The sequence below is a fragment of the Paracoccus sp. NFXS7 genome (assembly GCF_040148865.1).
In the GTDB taxonomy this organism is placed as follows: domain Bacteria; phylum Pseudomonadota; class Alphaproteobacteria; order Rhodobacterales; family Rhodobacteraceae; genus Paracoccus; species Paracoccus marcusii.
The window spans coordinates 46,140-63,503 of sequence record NZ_JAKEKV010000010.1; the positions used below are offsets into that span (position 1 = coordinate 46,140).

At 67.4% G+C, this 17,364-nt stretch carries 16 protein-coding genes; 5 read left to right on the top strand and 11 right to left on the bottom strand.

The window, feature by feature from the left end; all coding sequences use genetic code 11:
• Positions 1 to 42: 42 nt before the first annotated feature.
• Positions 43 to 639, bottom strand: coding sequence for a bifunctional nicotinamidase/pyrazinamidase (gene pncA, locus LZ686_RS15460; RefSeq protein ID WP_127897472.1), 597 nt, complete (start codon positions 637 to 639; stop codon positions 43 to 45).
• A gap of 128 nt (positions 640 to 767) precedes the next feature.
• Here pncA and LZ686_RS15465 point away from each other — a divergent pair, with 128 nt between their 5' ends.
• Both LZ686_RS15465 and trhO read left to right on the top strand, forming a co-directional pair.
• Positions 768 to 2,363 (top strand): SLC13 family permease, encoded by a 1,596-nt coding sequence (locus LZ686_RS15465; protein WP_046000431.1) that lies wholly within the window; start codon positions 768 to 770, stop codon positions 2,361 to 2,363.
• Between the two features lie 53 nt (positions 2,364 to 2,416).
• Positions 2,417 to 3,307 carry an oxygen-dependent tRNA uridine(34) hydroxylase TrhO gene (gene trhO / locus LZ686_RS15470; protein ID WP_349548372.1) on the top strand — a complete coding sequence of 297 codons (891 nt, stop codon included), beginning with the start codon at positions 2,417 to 2,419 and terminating at the stop codon, positions 3,305 to 3,307.
• A 37-nt stretch (positions 3,308 to 3,344) separates the two neighbouring features.
• Here the strand turns inward: trhO and LZ686_RS15475 are convergent, their stop codons facing one another.
• Both LZ686_RS15475 and LZ686_RS15480 read right to left on the bottom strand, forming a co-directional pair.
• The gene (locus LZ686_RS15475; RefSeq protein ID WP_349548373.1) at positions 3,345 to 5,621 is read right to left on the bottom strand and encodes an NADP-dependent malic enzyme; all 2,277 of its coding nucleotides are present in this window, start codon (positions 5,619 to 5,621) and stop codon (positions 3,345 to 3,347) included.
• A gap of 93 nt (positions 5,622 to 5,714) precedes the next feature.
• The gene (locus LZ686_RS15480) at positions 5,715 to 6,440 is read right to left on the bottom strand and encodes a proteasome-type protease (RefSeq protein ID WP_045982660.1); all 726 of its coding nucleotides are present in this window, start codon (positions 6,438 to 6,440) and stop codon (positions 5,715 to 5,717) included.
• Between the two features lie 153 nt (positions 6,441 to 6,593).
• Here LZ686_RS15480 and LZ686_RS15485 point away from each other — a divergent pair, with 153 nt between their 5' ends.
• Entirely contained in the window at positions 6,594 to 8,567 is a 1,974-nt protein-coding gene (locus LZ686_RS15485; protein ID WP_349548374.1) for a bifunctional 2',3'-cyclic-nucleotide 2'-phosphodiesterase/3'-nucleotidase, read from the top strand.
• A 33-nt stretch (positions 8,568 to 8,600) separates the two neighbouring features.
• Here LZ686_RS15485 and LZ686_RS15490 read toward each other — a convergent pair whose 3' ends face one another.
• The 4 genes from LZ686_RS15490 to LZ686_RS15505 form a co-directional block, all read right to left on the bottom strand.
• Positions 8,601 to 9,407 (bottom strand): transglutaminase family protein, encoded by an 807-nt coding sequence (locus tag LZ686_RS15490; RefSeq protein WP_045982659.1) that lies wholly within the window; start codon positions 9,405 to 9,407, stop codon positions 8,601 to 8,603.
• Between the two features lie 3 nt (positions 9,408 to 9,410).
• Positions 9,411 to 10,367 (bottom strand): alpha-E domain-containing protein, encoded by a 957-nt coding sequence (locus tag LZ686_RS15495; protein ID WP_045982658.1) that lies wholly within the window; start codon positions 10,365 to 10,367, stop codon positions 9,411 to 9,413.
• 14 nt (positions 10,368 to 10,381) lie between these two features.
• A complete protein-coding gene (locus LZ686_RS15500) occupies positions 10,382 to 11,791 on the bottom strand; it encodes a circularly permuted type 2 ATP-grasp protein (protein ID WP_349548375.1) in 1,410 nt (469 codons plus the stop codon).
• A gap of 177 nt (positions 11,792 to 11,968) precedes the next feature.
• On the bottom strand, positions 11,969 to 13,129 hold the full coding sequence (locus LZ686_RS15505) for an acetyl-CoA C-acyltransferase (RefSeq protein ID WP_371705776.1): 1,161 nt from the start codon (positions 13,127 to 13,129) through the stop codon (positions 11,969 to 11,971).
• A 91-nt stretch (positions 13,130 to 13,220) separates the two neighbouring features.
• On the opposite strand from LZ686_RS15505, the gene LZ686_RS15510 reads away from it, so the two are divergent.
• The gene (locus tag LZ686_RS15510) at positions 13,221 to 13,568 is read left to right on the top strand and encodes an STAS domain-containing protein (RefSeq protein ID WP_045983052.1); all 348 of its coding nucleotides are present in this window, start codon (positions 13,221 to 13,223) and stop codon (positions 13,566 to 13,568) included.
• Complete coding sequence (locus tag LZ686_RS15515) at positions 13,565 to 14,065, top strand: ATP-binding protein (RefSeq protein ID WP_045983053.1); 501 nt, start codon at positions 13,565 to 13,567, stop codon at positions 14,063 to 14,065. The genes LZ686_RS15510 and LZ686_RS15515 overlap by 4 nt, the downstream gene beginning before the upstream one ends.
• Here the strand turns inward: LZ686_RS15515 and hspQ are convergent.
• From hspQ to serA, 4 genes are all read right to left on the bottom strand, one after another.
• Entirely contained in the window at positions 14,062 to 14,409 is a 348-nt protein-coding gene (gene hspQ, locus LZ686_RS15520; protein ID WP_369799424.1) for a heat shock protein HspQ, read from the bottom strand. The genes LZ686_RS15515 and hspQ overlap by 4 nt on opposite strands.
• A gap of 74 nt (positions 14,410 to 14,483) precedes the next feature.
• Positions 14,484 to 14,939, bottom strand: coding sequence for a CreA family protein (locus LZ686_RS15525; protein ID WP_139598662.1), 456 nt, complete (start codon positions 14,937 to 14,939; stop codon positions 14,484 to 14,486).
• Positions 14,940 to 14,942: 3 nt separating this feature from the next.
• Positions 14,943 to 15,665, bottom strand: coding sequence for a metallophosphoesterase (locus tag LZ686_RS15530; RefSeq protein WP_349548377.1), 723 nt, complete (start codon positions 15,663 to 15,665; stop codon positions 14,943 to 14,945).
• 71 nt (positions 15,666 to 15,736) lie between these two features.
• Positions 15,737 to 17,326 carry a phosphoglycerate dehydrogenase gene (gene serA, locus LZ686_RS15535; protein ID WP_349548378.1) on the bottom strand — a complete coding sequence of 530 codons (1,590 nt, stop codon included), beginning with the start codon at positions 17,324 to 17,326 and terminating at the stop codon, positions 15,737 to 15,739.
• Positions 17,327 to 17,364 lie beyond the last annotated feature (38 nt).

Consider the following 17,364-nt stretch of genomic DNA (forward strand, 5'->3'; position numbering starts at 1 on the left):
CATTTCGCCCTTGGTGCCTTGATCCGCGCGGGGGCGCAACCCTCAGGCCAGCGTGACGCCCGCCTGGCGCATCGCCGCGCGCGCGGCGGCCAGGCTGCCATCCAGGTCGATCGCACGGCACGCATCCTCCGCCACGCGGGCGGCAAAGCCCAGGCGGGCGGCGTCCATCGCGCTCCACGCGACGCAGAAATCATGGGCCAGCCCGACAAGGGTCAGGTCGGTGATGCCGCGGTCGCGCAGATAGCCGGCAAGACCGGTGGCGGTCGTGCGGTCGTTCTCGAAGAACGCGGAATAGCTGTCGATGCCGGCGCGGAACCCCTTGCGCAGCACAAGATCGGCCCGGTCGACCTGCAGGTCGGGGTGGAACTCCGCCCCCGGCGTGCCGATCACGCAATGGGCGGGCCACAGCACCTGCGGGCCATAGGGCATCTGCGTCATCGAAAAGGCGGCGGCGCCCGGGTGGTTGTCGGCAAAGCTGGCATGGTCGGCCGGATGCCAGTCCTGCGTCAGGATCACCGCGTCGAAATCGGCCATCATCGCGTTGATCGGCGCCACGATCTGGTCGCCCCCCGCCACGGCCAGCCGACCGCCGGGGCAGAAGTCGCGCTGCATGTCGATCACGATCAGGGCTTGGGTCATCCGGTCCGCCTTGGCTTCGGTGTGGCGCCACTAGACCGCCGGGCGGGGCCGGTCGTCAAGGGTGGTCGCGGACCCGGTTTTACCATACCCTGACCGCAAGAAGATGTCGCACGAAAAGGGAGGACACGATGGGGATACAGGACGATCTGCACCACCCCGGTGAATATGACGAGAACGAGGTCCCGACCCGCTCTGCGCAGATGATCTGGGTGCTGCGGGCGCTTGGGGTGGTGATGGCCGGCATCGTCTGGCTGCTGCTGGGCGGACAGGAGGGGCTGTCCGAGGATGCACGCATCGTCGCCGCCGTCGGCACGCTGATGGCCATCTGGTGGATGACCGAGGCGATCCCGCTGTCGGCCACCGCGCTTCTGCCGATCGTGCTGATCCCGGCGCTGACGGAAACGACCGTCGGCCAGGCGACGCAGCCCTATGCGTCGTCGATCGTGTTCCTGTTCCTGGGCGGCTTCCTGATCGCCATCGCGATGGAGAAATGGCACCTGCACACGCGCATCGCGCTGCTGACGCTGCGCAAGGTGGGTGTGGCGCCCCGGCGGATCGTCCTGGGCATGATGCTGGCCACGGGATTTCTGTCGATGTGGGTGTCCAACACCGCCACCACGCTGATGATGCTGCCCATCGGCCTGTCCGTCCTGTCCCTGGTGGTCGAACGCGGATCGCGCCAGGACGGCGCCGCGGCCGAGGATGCGATGAAGGCCGGCGGCACCATCACCGACGTCGTCAAGGACCCCAACATCAGCGCCTTCGGCGTCTGCCTGGTGCTGTCGATCGCCTGGGCCGCGTCGATGGGGGGCTTGGGCACGCTGCTGGGCAGCCCGCCCAATGCCATCGTCGCGGGCTATGCCTCGGACGAGCTGGGCCGCAACATCGGCTTTCTGGAGTGGATGGTCCTGGGCACGCCGCTGGCCTTCATCTTCATCTTCATCGCCTGGTTCCTGATGACCCGCGTCCTGTACCGGTTCGACCTGCCCGAGATCCCCGGCGGCAAGCAGATGATCGAGGATCAGGTCCGTGACCTGGGCGCGCTCAGCCAGGGAGAGAAGATGGTCCTGGCCGTGTTCCTGGGCGCGGCGTTCCTGTGGATCGTGCCGGGCCTTCTGACCTCGATCCCGGCGATCGAGGCCGCGGCACCCTGGCTGGGCAACCTGGATGACACGGCCATCGCCATCGGCGCGGGCCTGGCCATGTTCCTGCTGCCCGGCAAGGGCCGCGACAAGATGGTCCTGGACTGGAAGGATGCCGAGGCCGGGCTGCCCTGGGGCGTCCTTCTGCTGTTCGGTGGCGGGCTGTCGCTGGCCTCTGCCGTGGCGTCGTCCGGGCTGGACAGCTGGTTCGGCCAGCAGGTCACCGGCCTGGGTTCGCTGCCGACGATCCTGCTGGTCGCGGCCGTGGTCACGATCATCCTGTTCCTGACCGAGATCACGTCGAACACCGCCACCGCCGCGACCTTCATCCCGATCCTGGGCGGTGTCGCCCTGGGCATCGGGGCCGATGCGATGACGCTGCTGATCCCCGCGGCGCTGGCCGCGACCTGCGCCTTCATGCTGCCGGTGGGCACGCCGCCCAACGCCATCGTGTTCGGCACCGGGACCGTTACCATCGCCCAGATGGCCAGGGGCGGGTTCGTGCTGAACGTCGTGGGCATCCTGCTGATCACCGGCCTGACCTATCTGCTGGGCGGTCTGGCCCTGGGCCTGACCTTCTAGGGTCTGCGTTCTGATCTTGCGCCAAGGGGCGTGGCCGCGATAAGGCCACGCCCATGCTGCCCAAAACCCCCCTGACCGTTGCCGCGCTTTATCACTTTGCCCGCCTGGCCGATCCGGCGGCCCGGCAGGGACCGTTGCTGGACCTGTGCCGTGCGCAGGGCCTGTGCGGCACACTGCTGCTGGCGCCCGAAGGCGTGAACGGCACCATCGCGGGCCCGCGCGCGGGCATCCTGGCGGTCCTGGACCACATCCGCGCCTGGCCCGGTTTCGCGGGCCTCGACTGGAAGGATAGCGCCGCCGACGCGCCCCCCTTTGCCCGCATGAAGGTCCGGCTCAAGGCCGAGATCGTGACCATGGGCCAGCCCGACATGGACCCGGCCACCACCACCGGCCATTACGTGGCACCGCGCGACTGGAACGCGATGATCGCCGCGCCCGACGTGGCCGTGATCGACACCCGCAACGATTACGAGGTCCAGATCGGCACCTTTCAGGGCGCCGTCGACCCCGGCACGAAAAGCTTTCGCGACTTTCCGGCCTGGTGGACCGACAACGCGCATCGGTTTCAGGGCAAGCGCATCGCGATGTTCTGCACCGGCGGTATCCGCTGCGAGAAGTCGACCAACTACCTGATCTCGCAAGGCGTCGATCAGGTCTACCACCTGCAGGGCGGCATCCTGAAATACCTGGAGGACGTCCCCCAAAAGGACAGCACCTGGCAGGGCGAATGCTTCGTCTTCGACCAGCGGGTCAGCCTGACGCATGGGCTGGCGCAGGGGCGGCACGGTCTGTGCCATGCCTGCCGCCGCCCCCTGGCACCCGAGGACCGCGCCCGCCCTGAATATGAGGATGGCGTCAGCTGCCACCGCTGCGCCGACGAATACTCCGACGCCGACCGCGCCCGGTTCCGGGAGCGGCAGCGCCAGTTCGACCGCAACGCCTGAACGTCTCCTTTGCCCAAATACCCCCTTCGGCGCGCCCTCAGCCCTGCGCGCCGACCCCGCCCGCGGCGATGGCGGCCATGTTCAGGATGTCGCTGACTGTCGAGTTGGTCGAACAGATCTGGATCGGGCGAGCCACGCCCGTCAGGATCGGACCGATGACGGTCGCGCCCGCCATCTCCTGCATCAGCTTGACCGAGATCGAGGCCGAATGCCGCGCCGGCACCACCAGCACGTTCGCGGGCGCGGTCAGGCGGCTGAACGGATAGCGTGCGGCCGCGTCCATGTTCAGCGCCACGTCCACGGTCATCTCGCCCTCGTATTCGAAATCGGCGCCGCGGCGGTCCAGGACGGTGGCGGCCTGGGCCATCTTGATGGCGCGTTCGCTGACCGGATAGCCGAAGTTCGAGAAGGACAGGAAGGCCACGCGCGGCTCCAGCCCCAGGTTGCGGGCGACGGCGGCGCCGCGGGCGGCGATGTCGGCCAGATCCTCGGCCTCGGGCCATTCATGGACCAGTGTGTCGCCGATCAGCACGATCCGACCCCGGTGCAGCACGGCGGTGATGCCAACCGCCCCGTCCTGCGGGCGCACGTCGAAGACATGGCCGATCTGCGCCAGCACCGGTGCGTTCTTGCGCGTGGCGCCGGTCACCAACCCGTCGCCATGCCCATGCGCCAGCATCAGCGCCGCAAAGATGTGGCGGTCGCGGTTGGCCAGCTTGAACGCGTCCTCGCGGTCGACGCCCTTCCGTTGCAGGCGCTGGTACAGGAACTCGTGATAGCTGTCCAAATGCCGGGTGTTGGCGGCGTTCACGACGCTGATCTCTCGGAAGGCGTCGCCCATGCCCAGGGCCTCCAGCTCGGCCTTGACCTCGGCCTCGCGGCCCACGACCAGCGACTGGCCCATGCCGGTGCGCTGCCATGCCACGGCGGCGCGCAGCACGCGCGGATCGTCGCCCTCGGCAAAGATCATCCGGGCCTGGGCCTGCCGCGCGCGGGCATGGATGCCCTGCAGGATCGCGGCCGTCGGGTCCATCCTGTTCTTCAGCGTCTGGACATAGCCCTCCATGTCGATGATCGGGCGCCGCGCGACGCCCGTGTCCATCCCGGCGCGGGCGACCGCGGGCGGGATCACGTGGATCAGCCGCGGATCGAAGGGGGTCGGGATAATGTAGTCGCGCCCGAACTGCAGCTTGCGGCCATAGGCGACGGCGACCTCGTCAGGGACATCCTCGCGCGCCAGGCGGGCCAGGGCCTCGGCGCAGGCGATCTTCATCTCGTCGTTGATGGCGCGGGCGTGGATGTCCAGCGCGCCGCGGAACAGATAGGGAAAGCCCAGGACGTTGTTCACCTGGTTCGGATAGTCGCTGCGGCCGGTGGCCACGATCGCGTCGGGGCGGACGGCATGCGCATCCTCGGGCGTGATCTCGGGGTCGGGATTCGCCATGGCAAAGATCACCGGGTTGTCGGCCATGCTGACGACCATGTCCTGGGTCACCGCCCCCTTGGCGCTGACGCCCAGGAAGACGTCGGCGCCCTTCATCGCCTCCTCCAGCGTGCGGGCGGTGGTGACGACCGCATGGGCCGATTTCCACTGGTTCATGCCCTCGGTCCGGCCCTGATAGATGACGCCCTTGGTGTCGCACATGATGCAGTTGTCATGCCGCGCGCCCATCGACTTCAGCAGTTCCAGACAGGCGATGCCGGCAGCACCCGCGCCGTTCAGCACGATCCGCACATCCTCGATCTTCTTGCCCGACAGCTCCAGCGCGTTCAGCAGGCCCGCGGCGCAGATCACCGCGGTGCCGTGCTGGTCGTCGTGGAACACCGGGATGTCCATCAGCTCCTTCAGGCGCTGTTCGATGATGAAGCATTCCGGCGCCTTGATGTCCTCCAGGTTGATGCCCCCGAAGGTCGGGCCCATCAGCTTGACGGCGTTGATGAATTCGTCCGCGTCCTCGGTGTCCAGCTCCAGATCGATGGCGTTCACGTCGGCAAAGCGCTTGAACAGGACCGCCTTGCCCTCCATCACGGGCTTGGAGGCCAGCGCGCCCAGATTGCCCATCCCCAGGATCGCCGTCCCGTTCGAGATCACCGCCACCATGTTGCCCTTGGTGGTATAATCGTATGCCGTCTCGGGCCGGTCGGCGATGGCCTGGACCGGCACCGCGACGCCCGGCGAATAGGCCAGCGACAGGTCGCGCTGCGTGGTCATGGGGGTCGAGGGCGTGATGTCGTATTTGCCCGGCCTCGGTTCCAGATGATAGGCCAGCGCCTCTTCGGGGGTGATGCGGCTGCGGCTGGTCTTGTCGGTCATGATGTCCCCCGAAGATGATGCTGGGGACTGCTTAACGGCTTGGCAGGACTGCTTCAACGCGGATGCGGTCCGGCTTGCGCTAACAGCTGCGGGTCAGATGCTGACCTTGACGAAGCTGTCGCGCAGCGCCGCGGACCAGGCCGCGCTCATCTGCATGAAGTCCGGATCGCCGTCCAGGATGCGGCGGCGCGTGGTGACCGCACAGGCATCGGCGCCGATCACCGCCAGGTCCAGCGGCATCCCCACCGACAGGTTCGACCGCAGCGTCGAATCCATCGACAGCAGCACGGCCTTCTGCGCGTCGGCCAGGCTGGTCGCGGGGGTGACCACCCGGTCCAGGATCGGCTTGCCGTACTTGTGCTCTCCGATCTGCAGGAAGGGCGTGTCCTCGGTCGCCTCGATGAAGTTGCCTTCGGGATAGATCAGGAACAGGCGCATGTCGCCGCCCTTGCGCTGTCCCGCGACGATCATGCTGGCGGATGCCTGCTGCTTGAGGTCGCGGCACTGTTCGGCGATCTCGCGCCGGGTGCGGCACAGCGTGTCGCCGATGATCGTGGCCACGCGCAGCATGGTCGGCGCCTTGAGGATCGAGGTCGTGTCGTCTGCCAGCTCATCCTCGATCGCCTCCTCCAGGCGGGCGATGGTGGTCTGGGTCACGGACAGCGACCCGGCGGTCATGATCGCGATGATGCGTTCGCCCGGCGCCTCGAAGAAGAACATCTTGCGATAGCACGAGATATTGTCCAGCCCGGCATTCGTGCGGGTATCCGACAGCAGCACAAGCCCGGCATCCAGTTTCAGTCCGACGCAATAGGTCACCGGCACATCTTTCCGTTGCATTCCGCAGGGCAGACTAGGACCGGGGGGCGTGGGCTGCAATCGCTCGTTTGCGGGTCGCGTCATGAAACTTTGGGTCGCCTTGGCGCGCCGAATCGCACATCGTGCAGGTTCCACCACCCAAGGACGAACATGATGACCCATCCTCTTGCCCTCAGCCGCCGCGGTTTCCTGACATCGGGGGTGGCCGGCCTGGCGCTGGTCGCGCTGCATCCCTATTCCGCACGGGCCGAGGCGGGGCAGGCGCATCTGCGCATCATGGAGACGACGGACCTGCACGCGCATGTCTGGCCCTACGACTATTACGCGGACACGGCGACCGACACCCTGGGCCTGGCGCGGACCGCGGCCCTGGTCGGTGCCGTGCGGGCCGAGGCCACGAACGCGCTGCTGTTCGACAACGGCGATTTCCTGCAGGGCAACCCGATGGGCGATTTCATCGCATACGAGCGCGGGATGGAGGGGGACGCGACCCACCCGGTGATCCAGGGGATGAACGCCCTGGGCTATGACGGCGGGACCCTGGGCAACCACGAATTCAACTATGGGCTGGAGTTCCTGGGCGCCAGCCTGGCGGGCGCGGGCTATCCCGTCGTCTGCGCCAACGTGGTGACCGAAGCCGGCGCCACCCCGGACCAGGACCGGACCCTGGTGCCGCCCTATGCGGTGATCGACCGGGACCTGACCGACGGGGCGGGCGCCACTCATCCGATCCGCATCGGCATCATCGGCTTCGTGCCGCCGCAGATCATGCAATGGGACCGCGCGCATCTGGAGGGGCAGGTCACCGTCCGCGACATCGTCGAGGCGGCCCAGGCCTGGGTGCCCAAGCTGCGTGCCGAGGGGGTGGACCTGGTCGTGGCGCTGGCCCATTGCGGCATCGGCGGGCGGACCGCTGAACCGGGGATGGAGAACGCGGCCATTCCGCTGGCGGCCATCGACGGCATCGACGTCATCCTCACCGGGCATTCGCATTCGGTCTTTCCCGGCCCCGACTACGACGGCGTGGCCGGGGTGGATGCCGCGGCCGGCACCATCGGCGGCAAGCCCGCGGTGATGGCCGGGTTCTGGGGGTCGCATATGGGCCTGGTCGATCTGCTGCTGGAGCGGCAGGGCGACGGCTGGACCATCGTCAGTCACCAGGTCGAGGCGCGCCCGATCTATCAGCGCGACGACGAGGGCGTGGTGACCCCCCTGGTCGAGAGCGTACCCGCCATCGAGGAGGCGACCGCCACCGAACACCAGCAGACGCTGGATTATGTCCGCCGACCCGTCGGCCAGACCAGCGCCGCGCTCTACAGCTATTTCGCGATGGTGGCGGATGATCCTTCGGTCCAGATCGTGTCGAACGCGCAAAGCTGGTACATCGCGCAGATGCTGGCCGGGACCGAGCACGAGGGGCTGCCCATCCTGTCGGCGGCGGCGCCCTTCAAGGCCGGCGGGCGGGGCGGGCCGGATTACTTCACCGACGTGCCGCCGGGCGACATCGCCATCCGCAACGTGGCCGACCTGTATCTGTATCCCAACACCATCCGCGCCGTGCGCGTGACCGGCGCGCAGGTCAAGGACTGGCTGGAGCGCAGCGCGGGGGCCTTCAACCGGATCGAACCGGGGCAGGCGGACCAGATGCTGCTGAACCCCGACTTCCGCAGCTACAACTTCGACGTGATCGACGGGGTGACCTATCGGATCGACCTGTCGCAGCCGTCGCGGTTCGACGCCGACGGGGCGCTGGCCGACGCGGACGCGAACCGCATCGTCGATCTGGCCATCGACGGGCAGCCGGTCGATCCGGCGGCCGAGTTCATCATTGCCACCAACAACTATCGCGCCACCGGCGGCGGGTCGTTCCCCGGCGCGGATGGCTCGACCGTGGTGTTCGAGGGGCCGGACACCAACCGCGACGTGATCGTCCGCTATATCCTGGACCAGGGGACGATTAACCCGTCGGCGGACGGCAACTGGTCGTTCGCGGCCTTGGACGGCGCGACGGTGCTGTTCGACACGGGGACGGGGGCCGCGGCCTATCTGCAGGACGTCACCGCCCTGACCATCGAACCGGCGGGCGACGCGCCCGAAGGCTTTGCCCGCTATCGCATCACCCTGTGACGACAGGTGAACCGGGGGTGCTGCCCCCGGTTCCTACTGGGCCATCTCCTCGACCCGGACGCTGACATCCATGTCCTCGGACCCGGTGCCCAGGGCAACGCCCCGAATCGGGGCCGCGTCCGCCGCGTCCAGGCCCGACCCCAGACGGACATAGCGTTCGTCCGGGCAACAGCGGTTGGCGGCGTCGAAGCCGACCCATCCCAACCCCTCGACATGGATCTCGGCCCAGGCATGGGCCGCGTCATGGGCCTGCCCGTCGATGGTCGAATGCAGATAGCCGGAAACATAGCGCGCCGGCAGGCCGCGCAGGCGCGCGATGGCGGTCAGGGCGTGGGTGTGGTCCTGGCAGACGCCCTCTCCCAGGGCCAGGGCCTCGGATGCGGTGGTGCCGGTATGGGTCACGCCGGGGCGGAACGCGATCCGGTCGCTGACCGACATCGACAGCTGATGCGCCAGGTCCAGCCGGTCGGTGCCCTCGACCGACTGCGCCAGATCGCGCAGCGCATCGTCGGGGCGCGTGGCAGGACTGTCGCGCAGATAGGTCAGCGGGTGGATCATCTCGCGGTGGCCGCGCAGGACGCCCGCCGTGTCGCGGGTGTCGATGCGTCCGCTGATGCGCACGGTCACATGATCGACCGGACCGCGCACGGTCCAGCCCTCGATCCAGTCGCCGGCACCGTCGCGGAACCCCGGTCCCTTGACGCCGCCCGACACGTCGACCTGCCATTCATGGGTCTTCTGCCCCTCGAACACCGACGGTGTCAGGCGCAGGCTCTGCACCAGGTTCCGGATCGGCTGGCCATAGCGATAGACCGTCTCGTGAGAGATCTTCAGGCGCATGGGTCACACCCCTCCAAGCAGGTAATCCTGGTGCACCAGGTTGGAAATCTCGGACAGTTCCAGGATGAACCAGCTGAGGAACTCGTGCAGCCCCTCGTCGAAGATCATCTCGATGTCGCGGGCCTGCAGGGCTGCCAGAACCTCTCGCGCCTTGTCGCGGGCGCTGGTCGGCACCCCGTCGCCATAGCGCCGCGCCAGCCCTTCAAGGTGCCACACGGTCTCATACAGCGAAGTGATCAGTGCGCGGGGGCTTTCCCCGTTCAGGATCAGGAAATCGGCCACCTGGCCCGCGGTGATGTCGCCGCCATAGGCCCAGTGATAGGCCCGGTGCGCCGACAGCGCGCGCAGGATCACCTGCCACTGATAGGTGTCGAGACCCGATCCCACGAACTCGATCCGCGGCAGCAGGACGAAATACTTGACGTCCAGCAGGCGCGCGGTCGCGTCGGCGCGTTCCAGCCCGTATCCCAGGTTCATGAAATGCCAGCCGTCGTTCCTCAGCTGCGTCGCGTTGATCGCGCCGCGCACGGTCGAGGTGTGGCCGGTGGTGAAATCGGTCAGCCCTGCGGTGTCCAGCTTTGCGCGCGGCTGGCGTTCGATCCGGCGCAGCTCCTGGAAGGCCACGTTCAGCGCGTCCCAGACCTGGCTGGTCAGCGCGGTGCGCACGATCCGACCGGCCTCGCGCGCCTTTTCAAGGCAGCTGGCCACCGATGACGGGTTGGCGCGGTCGAAGAAGATGAACTCCTCGATGTTCTCCTGGGTGATCTCTCCGTATTTCTGCGCGAACAGGTCCGAACTGCCCGAGGCCTGCAGCAGCGAGTTCCATTCGTTCTGGTACCCGGCCTCGGTGTTGGGAAGCAGCGTGATGCGCTGTCCCACGTCCAGCAGGCGCGCGGCGGTTTCGGCACGTTCCAGATGGCGGCCCATCCAGAACAGGTTCGAGGCGGTGCGGCTGAGCATCGTGTTACGTCCCCTCATTCCGACAACACCCAGGTGTCCTTGACACCCCCGCCCTGGGACGAGTTCACCACCAGCGACCCCTCGCGCAGCGCGACGCGCGTCAGCCCGCCCGGCACCAGCTCGATCCGGTCGCCGCACAGGCAATAGGGGCGCAGGTCCACGTGGCGCGGCGCGATGCCCTCATCCACGAAGGTCGGGCAGGTCGACAATGCCAGCGTGGGCTGGGCGATGTAGTTCGACGGATTGGCCTGGATCTTGGCGCGGAAGGCCTCGATCTCCTCCCTGGTCGACTTGGGGCCGACCAGCATGCCGTAGCCGCCCGATCCGTGGACCTCCTTGACGACCAGTTCGGGCAGATGCTCCATCACATAGCGGTAATCGTCGTCCTTCCACAGCGTCCAGGTCTGGACGTTGTTCAGGATCGGCTCCTCTCCCAGATAAAAGCGCACCATCTCGGGGACGAAGGTGTAGATCGCCTTGTCATCGGCCACGCCCGCGCCGGGGGCCGAACAGATCGACACGCCGCCAGACCGGTACACGTCCATCAGCCCCGGAATGCCCAGCATCGAATCGGGGCGGAAGCACAGCGGGTCCAGATAGGGGTCGTCGATCCGGCGATAGATCACGTCCACGCGCTTGGGCCCGGTGGTCGTGCGCATATAGCAGAATTCGCCATCCACGAACAGATCCTGCCCCTCGACCAGCTCGACCCCCATCAGATTGGCCAAGAAGCTGTGTTCGTAATAGGCGCTGTTGTAATGGCCCGGCGTCAGGATCACGCAGGTCGGCCGGTCGCTGCATTTCGCGGGCGCCACCGATTCCAGCGTGCGGCGCAGAAGGTCGGGATACTGGTCGACGGGTTCGATGCGGTTGCCGCGGAACAGGGCCGGGAACATGCGCATCATGATCTCGCGGTTCTCCAGCATGTAGCTGACCCCGGAGGGCGTGCGGCAGTTGTCCTCCAGCACATAGAACTCGTCCTTGGCGGTGCGGACCAGGTCGATGCCGATGATGTGGGAATAGATGCCGCGTGGGGGCACGAACCCCACCACCGACTTCTCGAATGCCTCGTTCTGATAGACCAGGCGGGCGGGGATGCGCCCGGCGCGGATGATCTCTCCGCGGCCATAGACGTCGCGCAGGAAGGCGTTCAGCGCGCGGGCGCGCTGCTTGATGCCGCGTTCCAGGCGGCGCCACTCGGCCTGCTCGAACACGCGGGGCATCATGTCGAAGGGGATCAGCCGGTCCGGGTCGCCCCCCTCGCCATAGACGGCGAAGGTGATGCCGATGCGGCGGAACAGCGCCTCGGCCTCGGCCTGCTTCATCTGGCGGAAATCGTCGGGCATGGTCTCGACCCATTCCCGCAGACGGGCATAGGGGTCGCGGACGCTGTCGCCCTCGTACATCTCGTTATAGTAACTCATCACTCCCCCACTGGCTGACGCAACGCTTCCGGGTCTTTCCTTGGATCGATGATCCGCGCCCGGTTCCGGTAAGTCCACAGCAGAACCGCCGGATTTGCCCATTGGTTCCGCAGCTTGGCGCCGTGGCGGGGGCGCCGCTGCCGGCGCCCGGGGCAGCCTGCCGGTTTGGCAGGCAGATCAGCACAGTTCGACCGCCAGCGCGGTTCCCTCGCCGCCGCCGATGCAGATCGCGGCCACGCCCCGGCGCAGTCCTCGCGCCTGCAGCGCATGGATCAGCGTGACAATGATCCGCGCCCCCGACGCGCCGATCGGATGGCCCAGGGCGCATGCTCCGCCATGCACGTTCACGCGGTCATGGGACAGGCCCATCCGCGCCATGAAGGCCATCGGCACGACGGCAAAGGCCTCGTTCACCTCCCACAGATCGACGCTGTCGCTGTCCCATCCGATCCGCGCCAGCAGCTTTTCGGCGGCGGGCACGGGCGCGGTGGGGAACTGGCCGGGGGCTTGGGCATGGCTGGCATGGCCGACGATGCGCGCGACGGCGCCCTCCGCCCGACCGCCCAGCACCAGCGCCGCCGCCCCGTCCGAGATGGACGAGCTGTTGGCCGCCGTCACGGTGCCCCCGTCGCGGAACGCGGGTTTCAGCAGCGGGATCTTGTCGGGGCGGGCCTGGCCGGGCTGTTCGTCGGTGTCGACCACGGTGACCTTGCCGCGACCCGGCACGGTGACGGGTGCGATCTCGGTCGCGAACGCGCCGCCGGCGATGGCATCCTGTGCGCGCGTCAGGCTGGCCAGGGCGTAGTCGTCCTGCGCCTGGCGGGAAAAGGCGAACTCCGCGGCGCAATCCTCGGCAAACGTGCCCATCAGGCGGCCCTTGTCATAGGCATCCTCCAGCCCGTCCAGGAACATGTGGTCCAACGCCTGTGCATGCCCCAGGCGCGCCCCGGCGCGCATTTTGGGCAGCAGGTAGGGGGCGTTCGACATGCTCTCCATGCCGCCCGCGACGACGATGCCGGCGCTGCCGGCGCGGATGGCATCGGACGCCATCATCACGGCCTGCATCCCCGATCCGCACATCTTGTTCAGCGTCGTTGCCGGCACCTCCTGTCCCAGCCCCCCGGCAAAGCCCGCCTGCCGCGCCGGGGCCTGGCCCTGGCCCGCGGGCAGGACGCAGCCCATGAACAGCGCATCGACCGCGGGCCCGCCCGCGCGCGCCAGTGCCGCGGCGATGGCCGCCCCACCCAGATCGGCCGCGGACACCCCCGACAGCGCGCCCATCAGCCCGCCCATCGGCGTGCGCGCCGCCCCCAGCACGTAGATGTCCTGAATTGTCATGATCTTTCCCCCCGATCTGTCCTCGCGCTTACCGGATCGTAACCTTTGGGGTCTAGTCAAGGATGCAGATGCGCAAGGAAGGCCCGGAATCATGCAGTTCATCGTCGAAGACGCCGAATCCCATCTGAACATCACGGTGACGGAACCCCGGATCGACGCGGCGATTGCGACCCTGTTCAAGGACAAGCTGCGCGAGATCGTGGTCAAGAACCGCAAGCCGGTGCACATGGACATGGCGGCGGTGGACTTCATGGACAGCTCTGGCCTGGGGGCGATGATCGCCGTCCGCAAGAGCCTGCCCGAGAACCTGGCGCTGGTGCTGTTCGCGCTGACGCCCAATGTCGAACGCGTGTTCCGCCTGACGCGGATGGACAGCGTGTTCGACATCCAGCCCCGCACCGCTCAGCCCCGCACCGCTCAGAAGGAGCAACGAGAATGACACCCAGTGAACGCTCCGATCCGGGCATCGGAAACCGTGCATCCGCGCTGACGCAGCCGATGTTCCACCGCGTCCTGAACGCCCATCCGATGATCGTGCGCGACACCCTGCAGGACGTCCGCCAGCGTTTCCGCGGAGAGGTGGGCGACGACACTCTGGGCCGGCTGGAACTGGTCTTGGCCGAGGTGATGAACAACGTCGCCGAACACGCCCCGCTGGGCCAGGCGGAACAGGCGCGCCTGCCGGTGATCCACCTGTGCATCGTGCGCCACAGTTCGGGCCTGGCCTGCGCGCTGACCGATGACGGGATCTCGCTGCCTGACGACTGCCTGCTGCCGCGCAGCCTGCCGCCGATGGTCGCGGACGATCTGCCCGAAGGCGGCTTCGGCTGGTTCCTGATCCAGGACCTGACGCAGGCCCTGTGCTATTACCGCGAGGAAAGCCGGAACTATCTGGCCTTCAGCATCCCCTTTGCCCAGATGGAGGTCGACGCCTAGTTGACCGGTCCCGCCAAGAAATAGCGGCCGTCCTGAAAGGCGCTGAACATGTCCCCGACCTCGGGGTGGTCCAGCGGTTCGCCCGACACGTCCAGTTCAAGGTTCTGCTCGGACACATAGGCCACGTAATAGGTCGCCTCGGTCTCGGCGAACAGGTGATAGAACGGCTGGTCGCGATCGGGGCGCGAATCCTCGGGGATGGATTCGTACCATTCCTCGGTATTCGCGAATTCGGGATCGACGTCGAAGATCACGCCCCGGAACGGCCGCGAACGGTGCCGGACGACCTGTCCCAGGCTGTATTTCGCGTGGCGGCTTTGGGCCTGCATCCGGGCGGTATCCATCGTTCGTGTCAGGGATCAACAAAAGTCAGCGCGCCTTCTAGCGCGCCGCGACGGTCCTGTCCACCGGCAGGCGATCAGGGGGCGATGTCGTCCGCCGTCAGGGGCACGGTCGCCATCGACATCTTGGCCGACCCCTCGCTGACCTGGTTGGCATGGGCCAGATAGACCAGCACGCGGTTGTCGGCGTCATAGATGCGCTGCACCCGCAGCGACTTGAACACCAGCGAACGCCCCTCGCTGAACACGTTTTCTCCCTCGCCGGGGGTCAGGGCGCTGACGTCGATGGGCCCGGTGCGGGTGCACTGGATCGCGCTGTTGGACGGATCCTCGAACCAGTTGCCCTGGCTCAGCCGGTCCAGGACCGAGCGGCTGAAATAGGCCAGGTGGCAGGTCACGCCCGGCACCTCGGGGTCCTTGATCGCCTCGATGACGACATCGTTGCCGACCCAGTCCACGCCGACGCGGCCGACCTCCTCGGCCTGCAACGACAGGGGGGCAAGGGTCAGGGCAAGGGTCAGGGCAAGGCGCATGGTCTACTCCGGCAACAGGGGCTGGCGGCCCGATTCGGTCAGCAGGTGCACGGCACCCGGTTCGATGACGGCGGCGGACAGCGGCCGGCCATAGGCGGCGCCCCCGTCCAGGTTCAGGCGGTTTGCGTACAGGGCAGGGGCCTCCAGCGCGGTGTGCCCGTGCACGACCAGCGACCCGAAATCGACGTCGCTGTCCAGGAACCCCTGACGGATCCAGACCAGGTCGCCCTCTGCCTGGTCCTGCAGGTCGATGCCCGGGCGGATGCCCGCATGCACGACCAGCGCCAGCGGATGCAGATACCACAGCGGCAGTGCCGCCAGGAACCGCGCGTGATCCGCAGGAACCGCCGCCCGCGCATCGCGCAGCAGCGCATCGCGCGGCTGATCCGGGTCCACGCCATAGGACCGCAGCGTCGCGGCCGCGCCCAAGCCCGGATGATCCACCCAATGCTGTCCGGACGACAGGCCCGGGTCGATCCAGTCGGGCTGGTTCAGGAAGGCGGGCAGGAAGCGGTCGTGATTGCCGCGGGTGACGATCCAGGGCCGCCCCGCCTGCTGGCCGCGCAACAGGTGGTCCACCACGCCACGCGAATCGGGGCCGCGGTCGATCAGGTCGCCCACATGGGCGATGACCGCATCAGGCCCACCGTCGTCAAAGATCCGCTGATGCGCGGCCTTCAGCAGGTCCAGCTGTCCGTGAATGTCGCCGATCGCATAAAGTCGCATCTCTCACCTGGCCGTGGCGCGCGGCAGGGAGGGTCCGCACGCCCCTTGGGTAAGGGCGTGCGGGGCCGAGGTCAAACCTCGAACTGCAGCCGGCGGGCCTGCAGGAACTTGCCGGTGTTCTGCAGCGTGGCCAGGGCCTCGTCGCTGATCGCCTCGTCCAGGTACAGGATCGCGATGGCATCCGCCCCGTTGGCGGCCCGCCCCAGGGTAAAGTTCGCGATGTTCACGCCCAGATCGCCCAGGGTCATCCCAAGCGCGCCGATGACGCCGGGAACGTCCTTGTTGCGGGTGTACAGCATGTGGCTCCCCACCTCGGCGTCCACGTTGATCCCGCGGATCTGGATGAAGCGCGGCTTGCCATCGCTGAACACCGTGCCCGCGATGGACCGCTCGCGCGTCTCGGTCACGCAGGTGACCTTGACGTAACCCTCATAGGCGCCGGCCTTGTCCTGCTTGGTGGTGGACACCTGCACGCCGCGATCCTTGGCCATGACCGGGGCCGACACCATGTTCACGTCCGGGTTCGACGCCTTCATCACGCCGGCGATCACCGCCGCGTTCAGCGCGTTGAGGTTCATCTCGGACACGACGCCGTCATACAGCACGTTGATCGCCTTGATCGGCTCGTCGGTCATCTGGCCCACGAAGGCGCCCAGATGCGCGGCCAGCTTAATCCAGGGGCCCATCACCGCGGCTTCCTCGGCGGTGACCGAGGGCATGTTCAGCGCGTTCTGCACCGCGCCCGTCAGCAGATAGTCCGACATCTGCTCGGCGACCTGCAGGGCGACATTCTCCTGCGCTTCGGTCGTGGCGGCGCCCAGGTGGGGCGTGACGACGACGTTGGGCAGGTTGAACAGCGGGCTTTCCGTCGCGGGCTCGACAGCAAAGACGTCGAATGCGGCACCCGCCACGCGCCCGTCCTTCAACGCCTCGGCCAGCGCCTCCTCGTCGACTAGGCCGCCGCGGGCGCAGTTGATGATGCGCACGCCCTTCTTCAGCTTGCCGATGGCCTCGCGCGATAGGATGTTGCGGGTCTTGTCGGTCAGCGGCACGTGGAAGGTGATGAAGTCGGACTTGCCCTGCAGGTCGTCCAGCTCGACCTTGGTCACGCCCAGTTCCTTGGCGCGATCCTCGGACAGGAAGGGGTCATAGGCCAGCACCTTCATGTGCAGACCCAGGGCGCGGTCGATCACGATCGAGCCGATATTGCCCGCCCCGATCACGCCCAGGGTCTTGTTGAACAGCTCGACCCCCATGAAGCGGTTCTTCTCCCACTTGCCGGCATGGGTGCTGACGCTCGCCTCAGGCAGCTGGCGGGCGACCGCGAACATCATTGCGATGGCATGCTCGGCGGTGGTGACGCTGTTGCCGAAGGGCGTGTTCATCACGATGACGCCCTTCTTGCTGGCGGCCGGGATGTCCACGTTGTCGACCCCGATGCCCGCGCGGCCGATGACCTTCAGGTTCGCCGCCTGCTCCAGCAGCTTCTCGGTCACCTTGGTCGCGGACCGGATGGCCAGCCCGTCATACTGCCCGATCACCTCGGCCAGCTTCTCCTTGTCCTTGCCCAGATCGGGCAGGTAATCCACCTCGACGCCGCGATCGCGAAAGATCTGGACGGCGGTTTCCGACAGCTTGTCGGACACGAGAACCTTCGGCATGGGACTTATCCTTGTCATGCGGCATCCGGGCACAGCCT